This is a genomic window from Cellulomonas sp. PhB143 (assembly GCF_003752595.1).
Taxonomy (GTDB): domain Bacteria; phylum Actinomycetota; class Actinomycetes; order Actinomycetales; family Cellulomonadaceae; genus Paraoerskovia.
On record NZ_RKIJ01000010.1, the window covers coordinates 291,046 to 303,484 of the forward strand.

11 protein-coding genes are annotated in these 12,439 nt (G+C 74.7%); all 11 read left to right on the forward strand.

Annotation, left to right across the window (positions count from 1 at the left end):
• Window positions 1-29 precede the first annotated feature (29 nt).
• The 11 genes from dhaL (at window position 30) to EDF32_RS05490 (ending at window position 12,408) form a co-directional block, all read left to right on the forward strand.
• The gene (gene dhaL / locus EDF32_RS05440; protein WP_123307489.1) at window positions 30-671 is read left to right on the forward strand and encodes a dihydroxyacetone kinase subunit DhaL; all 642 of its coding nucleotides are present in this window, start codon (window positions 30-32) and stop codon (window positions 669-671) included.
• Window positions 668-1,420, forward strand: a complete 753-nt coding sequence (gene dhaM, locus EDF32_RS05445; protein WP_123307490.1) for a dihydroxyacetone kinase phosphoryl donor subunit DhaM — start codon at window positions 668-670, stop codon at window positions 1,418-1,420. The genes dhaL and dhaM overlap by 4 nt, the downstream gene beginning before the upstream one ends.
• 65 nt (window positions 1,421-1,485) lie before the next feature.
• Entirely contained in the window at window positions 1,486-2,094 is a 609-nt protein-coding gene (locus tag EDF32_RS05450; protein ID WP_233565719.1) for a TetR/AcrR family transcriptional regulator, read from the forward strand.
• Window positions 2,095-2,179: 85 nt separating this feature from the next.
• The gene (locus EDF32_RS05455) at window positions 2,180-3,952 is read left to right on the forward strand and encodes an MDR family MFS transporter (RefSeq protein WP_123307492.1); all 1,773 of its coding nucleotides are present in this window, start codon (window positions 2,180-2,182) and stop codon (window positions 3,950-3,952) included.
• Window positions 3,953-3,956: 4 nt separating this feature from the next.
• On the forward strand, window positions 3,957-4,433 hold the full coding sequence (locus EDF32_RS05460; protein WP_233565720.1) for a DUF4233 domain-containing protein: 477 nt from the start codon (window positions 3,957-3,959) through the stop codon (window positions 4,431-4,433).
• 21 nt (window positions 4,434-4,454) lie between these two features.
• Window positions 4,455-4,919, forward strand: coding sequence for a nucleoside-diphosphate kinase (gene ndk / locus EDF32_RS05465; RefSeq protein WP_123307493.1), 465 nt, complete (start codon window positions 4,455-4,457; stop codon window positions 4,917-4,919).
• 66 nt (window positions 4,920-4,985) lie between these two features.
• Complete coding sequence (gene smc, locus EDF32_RS05470) at window positions 4,986-8,576, forward strand: chromosome segregation protein SMC (RefSeq protein WP_123307494.1); 3,591 nt, start codon at window positions 4,986-4,988, stop codon at window positions 8,574-8,576.
• Between the two features lie 135 nt (window positions 8,577-8,711).
• Window positions 8,712-9,455, forward strand: coding sequence for a hypothetical protein (locus tag EDF32_RS05475; protein ID WP_123307495.1), 744 nt, complete (start codon window positions 8,712-8,714; stop codon window positions 9,453-9,455).
• Window positions 9,452-10,630 (forward strand): signal recognition particle-docking protein FtsY, encoded by a 1,179-nt coding sequence (gene ftsY, locus EDF32_RS05480; RefSeq protein ID WP_123307496.1) that lies wholly within the window; start codon window positions 9,452-9,454, stop codon window positions 10,628-10,630. The genes EDF32_RS05475 and ftsY overlap by 4 nt, the downstream gene beginning before the upstream one ends.
• Before the next feature lie 180 nt (window positions 10,631-10,810).
• A complete protein-coding gene (locus tag EDF32_RS05485; RefSeq protein ID WP_123307497.1) occupies window positions 10,811-12,073 on the forward strand; it encodes an ammonium transporter in 1,263 nt (420 codons plus the stop codon).
• Window positions 12,070-12,408: a P-II family nitrogen regulator gene (locus EDF32_RS05490; protein WP_123307498.1), complete on the forward strand. Its 339-nt coding sequence runs from the start codon at window positions 12,070-12,072 to the stop codon at window positions 12,406-12,408. Before EDF32_RS05485 ends, EDF32_RS05490 begins: the two co-directional genes overlap by 4 nt.
• The last annotated feature ends 31 nt before the right edge of the window (window positions 12,409-12,439 follow it).

The following is a 12,439-nucleotide window of genomic DNA, read 5'->3' on the forward strand; positions in this document are numbered from 1 at the left end:
CGAGGTGGGCGATCCGAAGAGGGTGCGGGATGACGCTGGACGTGACGTGGGCGCTGCTGTGGGTACGGCTGACGGCGGAGTCCGTCCGGGCGGCGAAGGACGAGCTCACCGAGCTGGACCGGGTCATCGGCGACGGCGACCACGGGGAGAACCTGGACCGGGGGTTCACGGCCGTGAGCGCCAAGCTCGGGGCGCTCGAGGAGCAGCCGGCACGGATCGACGAGGTGCTCAAGATCGTGGCGACGACGCTCATGTCCAAGGTGGGAGGCGCGTCGGGCCCGCTGTACGGCACGGCGTTCCTGCGGGCCGCGAAGGTCACCGGCATCCCGGAGCTCGACTCGCAGGGGGTCGTCGCGCTCCTCGAGGCGGCGCTCGAGGGCATCACCGCACGCGGGCACGCCGAGGCGGGGCAGAAGACGATGGTCGACGCCTGGCAGCCCGCGGTCGACGCCGCCGAGGCGGCGGCCGGCGCGGGTGACGACCCGGAGCGCGTGCTGGCCGCGGCGGCGCGCGCGGCCGCCGACGGCGCGCGGTCCACGACGCCGATGGTGGCGACCAAGGGCCGGGCGAGCTATCTGGGCGAGCGCAGCGCCGGGCACGAGGACCCGGGCGCCGCGTCGACCCGGCTGATCCTCGACGCGGCGGTCCGCGCGGCGGAGGAGCGCGGATGAGCGCGACCGCCCCCGCGCCGCGGGCGGTCGCTCGGGTGCGCCTCGTGCTGGTCTCCCACTCCGCCTCCGTCGCCGAGGGCGTGTGCGAGCTCGCCGCGCAGATGGCGCCGGGCGTGCGCCTCGTCCCGGCGGGCGGGACCGAGGACGGCGGGATCGGCACGGGCTACGAGCGGGTCGAGGACGCGCTGCGCGCGGCGCTCGACGACGCGGACGCCACCGCGGTCGTGCTGACGGACCTGGGGTCGGCCGTGATGACCGTCGAGGCGGTCCTGGAGGCCGAGCCGGAGCTCGCGGAGCGCTCCCGGCTGGTCAGCGCGCCGTTCCTGGAGGGCGCGGTCGCCGCTGCCGTCACCGCCCACGGCGGGGGTGACCTGGACGTCGTCGCCCGGTCGGCGGAGCACGCGGGGACGATGTTCGGCGCCGCCGGTGACGGCGACACCGCGCCGGTGCCCGAGACCGCGGTCGGGTCGGGCCGCGATGCCGGCGCCGGGACGGGCGCGGTGCGGACCGTCGTCGTGCCCAACCCGACCGGGCTGCACGCGCGTCCGGCAGCGGTGCTCGCCCGGATGGTGGCGGGCCTCGGGGTCGCGGTCACGATCGACGGGGTGAACGGGGCGAGCGTCCTGGAGATCATGAAGCTCGGGGCCGGCCAGGGCAGCACGGTCGAGGTCCGGGCGAGCGGCACCGGCGCCGCGGAGGCCGTCGACGCCGTCGTCGGCGCGATCGAGGGCGGGCTCGGCGACCTCTGACGCGTGACCGACCTCACTCCCGGGCGCCTGGAGCGGAACCTGCACGCAGTGCAAGAATGCACGACGTGCAAGAAACACCGGACCAGCCGGTCGGGCTGAGGGAGCGCAAGAAGCGCCTGCGGCGCGCCGCGCTCGTCGACGCCGCCCACGCGCTCGTCCGCGAGCGCGGCCTCGACGGCGTCACGGTCGAGGCCGTCTGCGCCCGCGTCGGCGTGTCCACCCGCACCTTCTTCAACTACTTCGCGAGCAAGGACGACGCCGTCCTCGGCATCGTCCCGATCGAGCTGTCCGAGGCGACCACGGCGACGTTCACGGCCGGCGGCCCGAGCGGGCGGCTGGTCGACGACCTGCTCCCGCTGATCGCCGAGTGCCTCGAGGGGCCGCTGATGACGCCCGAGCGCGTCGCGGCGGTGCTGGAGATCGTGCACGACGAGCCCCGCCTCGTCGCCCACCAGATGGCGTGGATGGAGTCGCAGCTCGAGGGGATGCGCGCGCTGCTCGCCGCCCGGGCCCGGGCGACGCGCACCGGCGTCGAGCCCGACCTGGTCATCACCGTGGCGATGGCCGTCTTCCGTGCGGCCTACCTGCGGTGGGAGCGCGACGGCGCGGCGGGCTCGCTCCCGGACGCCGTCGGGCCCGCGCTCGAGGACCTGCGCGCGCTGCTGCGCGAGTGAGCGCACCCGCCAGAGGCCGAACCGCCCGACCCGACCCTGACCTGACCTGACCTGACCCGACCCTGACCCGAACCGAGAGGCACCCATGAGCTCGTCGAGCACCACCACCGGAGCGCCCGCACCGGACAAGCCCCTGATCGTCCTGACCCCCAGGACCGTGTGGCTCATCTTCGGAGCCCTGATGGCCGGGATGTTCATGGCGTCCCTGGACCAGTCCATCGTCGGCACGGCGCTGCCGACGATCGTCGGAGACCTCGGCGGGGTCGAGCACCAGGGCTGGGTCGTCACCGCCTACATCCTCGCCGTCGCGATCGTGATGCCGCTCTACGGCAAGTTCGGCGACGTCTGGGGCCGCCGGTGGATCTTCCTCGTCGCGATCGGCGTCTTCACGCTGGCCTCGCTCGGTGCGGGACTCTCCGGGTCGATGGGGGAGATCGTCTTCTGGCGCTTCCTGCAGGGCCTCGGTGGCGGCGGGCTGATGATCCTCTCCCAGGCGATCATCGCGGACATCGTGCCGGCGTCCCAGCGCGGCAAGTACATGGGGCCGATGGGCGCGCTCTTCGGGGTCTCCGCGGTGCTCGGCCCGCTGCTGGGCGGGGTGTTCACCGAGCACGCCGACTGGCGCTGGTGCTTCTGGATCAACGTGCCGATCGGGATCGCGGCCTTCGCGATCGCGTACTTCGCCCTCCGGCTGCCGTCCCACCGCGCCCGGGCGAGGATCGACGTCTGGGGCATCTTCTTCCTGGTCGTGGCGACCTCCGGCATCGTCCTGATGACGAGCTGGAAGAGCCTCGGCAACGGCACGTACGACTGGAGCGACCCCACGCTGCTCGGGCTCCTCGTGGCGACGGTCCTCGGCGTCGTGCTCTTCGTCGTGGTCGAGCTGCGTGTCGCGGACCCGCTGCTGCCCCTGCGCCTGTTCACGAACCGCACCTTCACGCTGGCCACGCTCATCGGCCTGACCGTGGGCATGGGCATGTTCGCCGCGCTCGCGTTCCTGCCGACCTTCCTGCAGATGGCGACCGGGGCCGGCGTCACCGAGTCCGGGTTCCTCATGCTGCCGATGATGGTCGGGCTGATGGCCACGTCGATCGCCTCCGGCATCGCGATCACCCGGACGGGCCGATACCGGCCGTTCCCGATCGCCGGGATGATCGTCGCGACGCTCGCGCTGGTGTGGATGACGACCATGACCGGGGACATCTCGATGCTGCTGTTCGGCACGATGATCTTCGCTCTCGGGGCCGGCATCGGGCTCGTGATGCAGACGATCGTGCTCGCCGTGCAGAACGCCGTCGACCCCCGGGAGATCGGCACCGCGACGAGCGCGAACAACTTCTTCCGCGAGATCGGTGCGGCGGTCGGCACCGCGTTCTTCAGCACCGTCTTCACCAGCCGGCTCACGGACAACCTCCAGGGTGTCTTCGCGGGCGCCCCGGCCGGCGCGGTGCCCGCAGGCTCCGCCTCGTCGCTGACGCCCGCCGCCGTCCAGCAGCTGCCCGAGCCGCTGCACTCGGGCGTGGTCGACGCGTTCGCCGACGCGCTCGCCCCCTCGTTCTGGTACCTGGTGCCGCTGCTCGCCGTCGGCGCCGTGCTGGCGATCTTCCTGCCCGTCGTCAAGCTCTCCGACACGGCCGGGATGGTCGCCCGCGGCGAGGCTCTCGCGCACGACCCGTCCGCCGCTGCGTCCGCTGCGTCGGCCGAGCCCGCTGCGTCGGCCGAGCCCGCAGCCTCCGGGGGCGCGGACGCCGGCGCCCGGCTGGAGCCGGTGCGCGTCGCGGGCCCCGGTGCGGGCTCGCCGGGCGCGGGGCCGGACGGTGCCGGAGGACCGGGACGCGGCGACGCGCCGGTATCCTGATCGGGTGAGCCACCCGAACGCCGCGGCGTCCTCCGTGCCCGGTCCGGGCGCGGACGGCGCCGCGCCGCGCATCCGCGCGAAGAAGTCCGCGAAGCTCCAGTTCACGTCGACGACGCTGGTGCTCGAGGCGGTCGTCGTGCTGTTCGCGACGTTCACGGTCTACGCGCTGCGCACCGTCCCGTCCGTGTGGCCCGACGCCGTGGCGCCGCCGACCGGTGCGGCGATCTGGACCGTGGGCGCCGTGCTGATGGTGGTGCTGGTCGTGCTCTCGCGTGCGGTCGGCACGGGGCCGGGCTACGTCGCCGGGAGCGTCGTGCAGCTCCCGGTCCTCGCGACCGGCCTGGTCGTGCCCCTGATGTTCGTCGTGGGCGTGGTCTTCGCCGCGATGTGGATCGTGTCGCTGCGCCTCGGCGGGCGCATCGACCGGGAGCGTGCCGCGTACGACGCCGCGCACCCCGAGACCGCGCCGAACGTCTCCTGACGCGCCGGTAGGGTTGGCTCCATGACCGAGACCCTCGCCGACACCGTGGCGCCCGCAGTGACCGAGACCGTCGAGCGCACCCTCATCCTCGTCAAGCCCGACGGCGTCCGCCGGGGGCTGTCGGGCGAGGTGCTGCGCCGCGTGGAGACCAAGGGCTACACCCTCTCCGAGGTCCGGCTGCGCGACGCCGACCCGGAGCTGCTCGCCGCGCACTACGCCGAGCACGAGGGCAAGCCGTTCTACCAGCCGCTCGTCGACTTCATGCTCTCCGGCAAGATCCTCGCCGTCGTCGCCGAGGGGCAGGGCGTGATCGCCGGCTTCCGCTCCCTCGCGGGCGCCACCGACCCGACGTCGGCCGCCCCCGGGACCATCCGCGGCGACCTCGGCCGCGACTGGGGGCTGAAGGTCCAGCAGAACCTCGTGCACGGGTCGGACTCCGCGGAGTCGGCGGAGCGCGAGATCGCGCTCTGGTTCCCCGGGCTCTGAGCCGGACGCCCCCGCGCGGGCCCGTCCTCCCGGGGCGGGCGGCCTGCCCGCACTAGAGTGCGGTGCGTGCACCTGAAGACGCTCACGCTGCGAGGCTTCAAGTCCTTCGCGTCGGCGACGACGCTGAGGTTCGAGCCGGGCGTGACGTGCGTCGTCGGACCCAACGGCTCCGGCAAGTCGAACGTCGTCGACGCGCTCTCCTGGGTGATGGGGGAGCAGGGCGCCAAGACGCTGCGCGGCGGCAAGATGGAGGATGTCATCTTCGCCGGCACGTCCGGGCGCCCGCCGCTCGGGCGTGCCGAGGTCTCGCTGACGATCGACAACACCGACGGCGCGCTGCCGATCGAGTACACCGAGGTCACGATCTCGCGCACCCTGTTCCGCAACGGGGGCTCGGAGTACGCGATCAACGGCTCCGGGTGCCGCCTCCTGGACATCCAGGACCTGCTCTCCGACTCCGGCATCGGGCGCGAGATGCACGTCATCGTCGGCCAGGGCCGGCTCGACGCGGTGCTGCGCGCGACGCCGGAGGAACGGCGCGGGTTCGTCGAGGAGGCCGCGGGGGTCCTCAAGCACCGCAAGCGCAAGGAGAAGGCCCTCCGCAAGCTCGACGCGATGCAGGGCAACCTCACGCGGCTCGGGGACCTGACGAGCGAGATCCGGCGCCAGCTCGGTCCGCTCGGGCGCCAGGCGGAGGTGGCCCGCAGGGCACAGACCGTGCAGGTCGACCTGCGCGACGCCAAGGCCCGGCTGCTCGCCGACGACCTCGTGCAGCTCACGTCCGCCCTGGAGCAGGACCTCGAGGACGAGGCCGCCGTGCGCGAGCGGGTCGCGGACGTCGAGGCACGGCTCGCCCAGGCGCGGGCGCGGCTCGCCGACCTCGAGCAGGATGCCGCCCGTTCGGCCCCCGAGGTCACGCGCGCGGGCGACGTCTGGTACCGCCTCTCGTCGGAGCGCGAGCGGCTGCGCAGCACGCAGAGCCTCGCCGAGGAGCGGGTGCGCCACCTCGGCACGCCCGGGCCGGCGCACCAGGGTCGCGACCCCGAGGAGCTGGCGCGGCAGGCGGAGGCCGTGCGGCGCTCGGAGCGCGAGCTCGCGGCCGAGCTCGGGGCGGCCCGTGAGGCGCTGGACGCCGCCGTGGCGGTGCGTGCGGCGGACGAGGACGCCGCGCGCGGCGCCGAGCAGCGGCTCGCCGCCCTGGTGCGCGGCGCCGCCGACCGGCGCGAGGGACTGGCGCGGCTGACCGGACAGGTCGCGGCGCGGCGCAGCCGCGTGGAGGCCACCCAGGCGGAGATCGGCCGGCTGCGAGAGGTCGTGACGGAGGCCGAGCGGCGTGCCGAGACCGCGCGCCGGGAGTTCGCCGCGCTCGAGACGCAGGTGGTCGGTGCCGAGGAGGGCGAGGTCGGGCTGGACGCCGCCCACGAGGAGGCGGCCGACGCGCTCGCCGAGGCCACGGAGGCGGTCGAGCGACTGCGCGCGCAGGAGTCCGCCGCCGAGCGCGAGCGCGCGACCTGGAGCGCGCGGGTCGAGGCGCTGGAGCTCAGCCTGGAGCGCAAGGACGGCGCGGGCGCGCTGCTGTCGGGAGACGTCGCGGGCACCCTCGGCTCGGTCGCCGCGCTCGTGGGCATCGAGGCCGGGTACGAGGACGCGGTGGCGGCGGCGCTGGGCAGCGCGGCGGACGCCGTCGTCGTGGAGAGCCTCGACGCGGCGGTCGACGCGCTGCGGCACCTGCGCGACGAGGACGCCGGCCGGGCCGGGCTCCTGCTCGCGCACGGGCCGGCGGCGGGCGACGGCCCGGACGCCCCCCCCGCGCGCGACGCGTCCGCGACGGGCGGGCTGCCCGCCGGGGCCCGCCGGGCCGCCGACGTCGTCCAGGCCGCCCCGGCCGCCCGGGCGGCGGTCGAGCGGCTGCTCGCGGACGTCGTCGTGGTCGAGGACCTCGCCCAGGCGCGCCGCCTGGTCGTCGAACGCCCCGGGACCACCGCCGTCACGCCGGCCGGTGACCTGCTCGGACCCGACCGGGCCTGGGGCGGGTCGGCCTCCGCCCCCGGTGTGCTGCACCTGCAGGCGGCGCTCGACGAGGCCCGCGAGGAGCACGCGGCGGCCGTCGCGCGCGGGGAACGGAGCAGGTTCGCGCTCGGCGGGGCCGGCGAGCGGCTCGCGGCGGCGCAGGAGCGGTACGACGCGACCCTGGAGCGGCTCGACGAGAACGACGCGGCGCTGGCCGCGGTGGCGGAGCGGCTCGGCACGCTGGGCTCCACCGCACGGGGTGCGGCCGCGGAGGCGGACCGTGCCCGGGCGAACCTCGAGCGCGCGGGGTCCGGGCTGGAGGACGAGCAGGAGGCGCTCGCCGCCCTCGTCGAGCGGCTGGACGTCGCGCAGGCGGAACCGGAGGAGTCGCACGACGCCGTCGGCGCGGCGAGCGCCGAGCGTGACGCGACGGCGACCGCGGCGCAGGGGTCGCGGGCGGCGGAGACCGAGGCGCGGCTCGCGGTGCGCACGTGCGAGGAGCGGGCCCGGGCGCTGGGCGGCCGCGCCGAGTCGCTGGACCGTGCCGCGGCCGCCGAGCGCGCGGCCCGGGTCGAGGCGGACCGTCGCGAGCAGCAGCGCGTCGTGCGCGCCGACCGGGCGCGAGCGGTGCTCGAGGCGGCACAGGTCGCGCTGGGGGCGATCGACGCGTCGATCACGCGCGCGGCGGACGCGAAGGCGGCGGCCGAGGAGGCGCGGGCCCGGCGCGACGTCGAGGCGGGGCGCGCGCGGGCGGACGCGGACGCGCTGACGGGCGAGCTGCGCGACCTCACGGACGTCGCGCACCGGGACGAGCTGGCGCGGGCCCAGCAGCGGATGCGCATCGAGCAGCTCGAGGCGCGGGTCGTCGAGGAGCTGGGCACGGACCCGGCGGTGCTCGTCGAGGAGTTCGGTCCCCACCGCCCCGTGCCGGTCCCCGGCGCCGACCCGGACGCGCCCGGGGACGGCCCGGCGGAGGTGGCGTACGTGCGGGCGGAGCAGGAGAAGCGGCTGCGCTCCGCCGAGCGGGCGCTCAGGACGCTGGGACGCGTGAACCCCCTCGCGCTCGAGGAGTTCGCCGCGCTCGAGGAGCGGCACACCTTCCTGACCACCCAGCTGGCCGACCTGAAGAAGTCCCGCGCGGACCTCCTGGAGATCGTCCGCGAGATCGACGAGCGCGTCGAGCAGGTCTTCGCCTCGGCCTTCGCCGACACCGCGGACCAGTTCGAGCGGGTCTTCGCCCGGATGTTCCCCGGTGGGGAGGGCCGGCTCGTGCTCACCGACCCGTCCGACATGCTCACGACGGGGATCGAGGTGGAGGCCCGGCCCGCCGGCAAGAAGGTCAAACGGCTCTCGCTGCTGTCCGGCGGGGAGCGCTCGCTCACTGCCGTCGCGATCCTCGTCTCGATCTTCAAGGCGCGGCCGAGCCCGTTCTACGTCATGGACGAGGTCGAGGCGGCGCTCGACGACGTCAACCTCGGCCGGCTGCTGGAGATCTTCACCGAGCTGCAGCAGGACTCCCAGCTCATCGTCATCACCCACCAGAAGCGGACGATGGAGGTCGCCGACGCGCTCTACGGGGTGACGATGCGCGGCGACGGCGTCACGACCGTGATCAGCCAGCGCATGCGTGCGGAGCAGCCGGCCTGAGCCCCTCGCCCGCGGCGGTCGGGGGGTCACGTGGAGACACGTGCAGACCTGCAGTTGTGGAGATGCTGTGGGAATCACACCCGTGGGTCCGTGTCGTTGCGACGGCTCGCGGGGAGGCCACGCACACTGGTCACCATGGTCGGACTCTTCTTCTGGTGGGCGGTCGCCCTCGCCGCGGCGGTGGCGGTGCTCGTCTTCGCTGCGCGGGTGACGAGCGACCACCGCGAGGTGTCCGGCGGCCTGCGGGGGTTCCTCGCGGACGTCCTCGCCGGCCTGCGGGGGTTCGGCCGGCGGCGCCGTGACGTGCCCGACGCCGCGTCCGGGACCGCGCCCGCCGAGGTGCCCGACGCCGCCGCCCGAGCGCCGCGGTCCACCGGCCCCAACGCCGGTCTGGCCGAGTTCCTCGAGGCCACCCAGGTCGCCGAGCCCGCGTACGTGGACCCCACCGAGATCACCGAGCCGCTCCTGTGGGCCCGGGACCACGCGGTCCTGGCGCGCGAGCGCGCCCGGACGTGGCACGAGCAGCGCACGGCGCGGTCCGAGCGGCCGGCGGACGGGGACGTGCCGGAGGACGAGCAGCGCGTCGGCACGCTGCGCCTGCCCGACGGGTGGACGACGGTCGAGCCGCGCGAGCCGGGGGCGCAGGCCGTCGCCGGCGGCGCGCCTCGTGCCTCCGACGGGCCCGTCACCGAGGACACCGCCGACCGCGACGGCACGGCGGACGCCGACGACGCGAAGGACCACCGGCGCGCGGCCGACCACGACGGCGCGGCCGGGTCCTCCGACGCGGACGACGAGGACGACCTGCCGCCGCTCGTCCCGCTCTGGGCGCCCGTACGTCGCACCGGGACGGACGGGCCTGAGAGAATCTCGGCGTGACTGACACCGCCTGGATCTGGATCCTTCTCGCCGTCGTCCTCGTCGCCGCGCTCGGCACGGCGCTCGTGGCGTCCACGCGCGGACGCCGCGCGCCGCGTCCGCCGCAGGCCGGGCCCCCGCGTGCGGCGGGCGGCACCGGGGTCCTGGACCGCCCGGAGGCCGGGACCGCGGAGCCTGCGGCGCCCGAGGCCGAGGTCCTCGAGCGGCCCGCGCGGCAGCTCGACGTCCCGGAGCCGGTCGAGGGCCGCCTGGTCCGCCTGCGCTCGCGCCTGGCGCGCTCCGGGTCGCCGCTGGGCGCGCGCCTGCTCGCCGTCCTCTCGCGCGACCACCTGACGGAGGACGACTGGGACGAGCTCGAGGAGACGCTCCTGCTCGCGGACATCGGCGCCGGGCCCACCTCGGAGATCGTCGACGCGCTGCGCACCCGGGTGCGCGTCGAGGGGGTGCGCGATCCCGCGGCCGTGCGAGCGATGCTGCGCGCCGAGCTCCTCGCGCTGGTGGACCCGAGCCTGGACCGCTCGCTCGCGACGACGCGCGTGCGGCGCGACGACGGCGTCGAGGTTCCCGCCGTCGTCCTCGTGGTCGGCGTCAACGGGACGGGCAAGACCACGACGGTCGGCAAGCTGGCGCGGGTCCTCGTGGCCGAGGACCGCGCGGTGGTGCTCGGCGCCGCGGACACGTTCCGCGCGGCCGCCGCGGACCAGCTCCAGACCTGGGGCGGGCGCGTGGGCGTCCCGACGGTGCGCTCCGACAAGGAGGGCGCCGACCCGGCGGCCGTCGCGTTCGACGCCGTCCGGCGCGGCCGCGAGGACTCGGTCGACGTGGTGCTCGTCGACACCGCCGGCCGGCTGCAGAACAAGGCCGGTCTCATGGACGAGCTCGGCAAGATCCGCCGCGTCATCACCAAGGAGGCGCCGCTCGCCGAGGTGCTGCTCGTGCTGGACGCGACCACCGGGCAGAACGGCATGAACCAGGCGCGCGTCTTCGGCGAGGTCGCCGGAGTCACCGGCATCGTGCTGACCAAGCTCGACGGGACCGCGCGCGGCGGCATCGTCGTCGCGGTCCAGCGCGAGCTGGGCGTGCCGGTCAAGCTGGTCGGCCTGGGCGAGGGGCCCGACGACCTCGCGCCCTTCGACGCCGGGTCGTTCGTGGACGGGCTGCTCGGCGACGTCTGAGCCGCCCGCCGGCCGCCGGTGCGGGGCCGGTCTTGCTCCGTGAGACCGGAAACGCGATGTTTACACGCGCGCAGCCTCTGTCACGACCCCGTAACCGGGGGACCTCTCGATCGAAACCGCTCTCCACGACGGTTGATCCCGACCAGCCACCCCGGGCTGGCGAGGGGAGAGACAGGACCAATGGACTCCGCACTGAATTCCGGCGACACCGCCTGGATCCTGACGGCTTCCGCCCTCGTGCTGCTGATGACGCCAGGCCTGGCGTTCTTCTACGGCGGCATGGTGCGCGGCAAGTCCGTCCTGAACATGATGATGATGAGCTTCGGGGCGATGGGCGTCGTCGGCGTCGTCTGGGTGCTCTGGGGCTACCCGATGGCCTTCGGCACCGACGTCGGTGGCCTCTTCGGCAACCCGTTCGACGGGTTCGGCCTCGGCAACCTCCTCGCCGAGGACCCGGAGGCGACGCTGCCCTCGATGGCGTTCGTCGGGTTCCAGGCCACGTTCGCGATCATCACCGTGGCGCTGATCTCGGGGGCGATCGCCGACCGCGCGCGGTTCGGCTCGTGGCTCGTCTTCGCGGGCGTGTGGGTCACGCTGGTCTACTTCCCCGTCGCGCACTGGGTCTGGGCCTCCGACGGCTGGATCTTCAAGTACGGCGCGATCGACTTCGCGGGCGGGACCGTGGTGCACATCAACGCCGGCGTGGCCGGCCTGGTCCTGGCGATCCTGCTCGGCAAGCGCAAGGGCTTCGCCAAGGAGCCGATGCGTCCGCACAACCTGCCCTTCGTGATGCTCGGTGCCGGGCTGCTGTGGTTCGGCTGGTTCGGCTTCAACGCCGGCTCCGCCCTGGCCGCGAACAACTCGGCGAGCGTGGTCTGGGTCAACACCCTCGTCGCCACCTGCGCCGCGATGCTCGCCTGGCTGCTCACGGAGAAGCTGCGCGACGGCAGCGCGACCTCCCTCGGTGCCGCCTCCGGCGTGGTCGCGGGCCTCGTGGCCATCACGCCGTCCTGCTCCGCCGTCAGCCCGATCGGCGCGATCGTCGTGGGTGTCGTGGCCGGCGTGCTGTGCGCCCTCGCGGTCGGCCTGAAGTACCGGTTCGGGTACGACGACTCGCTCGACGTCGTCGGCGTCCACCTCGTGGGCGGCCTGACCGGCACGGTCCTCATCGGCTTCCTGGCCACGGCCGACGCCCCCGCGGGCGTCGACGGCCTGCTCTACGGCGGAGGCGCCTCGCAGCTGGTCATCCAGGTCGTCTCCGCGCTGGCGGTCGTCGCGTTCTCGTTCGTCATGACCATGATCATCGGGTTCGTCATCCGCGCCACCATGGGCTTCCGCGTCAGCGAGGAGGCCGAGGTCGGCGGGATCGACCTCGCGGTGCACGGGGAGACCGCGTACGAGAACATCGCCCAGGGCAGTGTCATCAAGGAGGTCCGTTCATGAAGCTCGTCACCGGAATCATCCAGCCTCACCGTCTCGACGACGTGAAGTCCGCGCTCGAGGCCGCCGGGGTCCGGGGGATGACCGTCTCCGAGGCCAGCGGCTACGGCCGCCAGAAGGGCCACACCGAGGTCTACCGGGGTGCGGAGTACACGGTCGACCTGGTCCCGAAGGTCCGCCTCGAGGTCCTCGTCGACGACGCGGACGCCGAGACGGTCACGGACGTGATCGTCAAGGCCGCGCAGACCGGCAAGATCGGCGACGGCAAGGTCTGGACGGTCCCGGTCGACGACGTCGCCCGGGTCCGCACGGGAGAGCACGGCGCCGGTGCTCTCTGAGCAGTCCGGGGTCCGCCGTGGGTGAGCCGCA

Excerpts from the sequence above, each read along its gene's own strand:
- EDF32_RS05485 (WP_123307497.1), top strand. The coding sequence starts at position 10,811 with ATGGACTCCGCACTGAATTCCGGCGACACCGCCTGGATCCTGACGGCT.
- EDF32_RS05455 (WP_123307492.1), top strand. The coding sequence starts at position 2,180 with ATGAGCTCGTCGAGCACCACCACCGGAGCGCCCGCACCGGACAAGCCC.
- EDF32_RS05490 (WP_123307498.1), top strand. The coding sequence starts at position 12,070 with ATGAAGCTCGTCACCGGAATCATCCAGCCTCACCGTCTCGACGACGTG.
- dhaL (WP_123307489.1), top strand. The coding sequence starts at position 30 with ATGACGCTGGACGTGACGTGGGCGCTGCTGTGGGTACGGCTGACGGCG.
- ndk (WP_123307493.1), top strand. The coding sequence starts at position 4,455 with ATGACCGAGACCCTCGCCGACACCGTGGCGCCCGCAGTGACCGAGACC.
- EDF32_RS05475 (WP_123307495.1), top strand. The coding sequence starts at position 8,712 with ATGGTCGGACTCTTCTTCTGGTGGGCGGTCGCCCTCGCCGCGGCGGTG.
- dhaM (WP_123307490.1), top strand. The coding sequence starts at position 668 with ATGAGCGCGACCGCCCCCGCGCCGCGGGCGGTCGCTCGGGTGCGCCTC.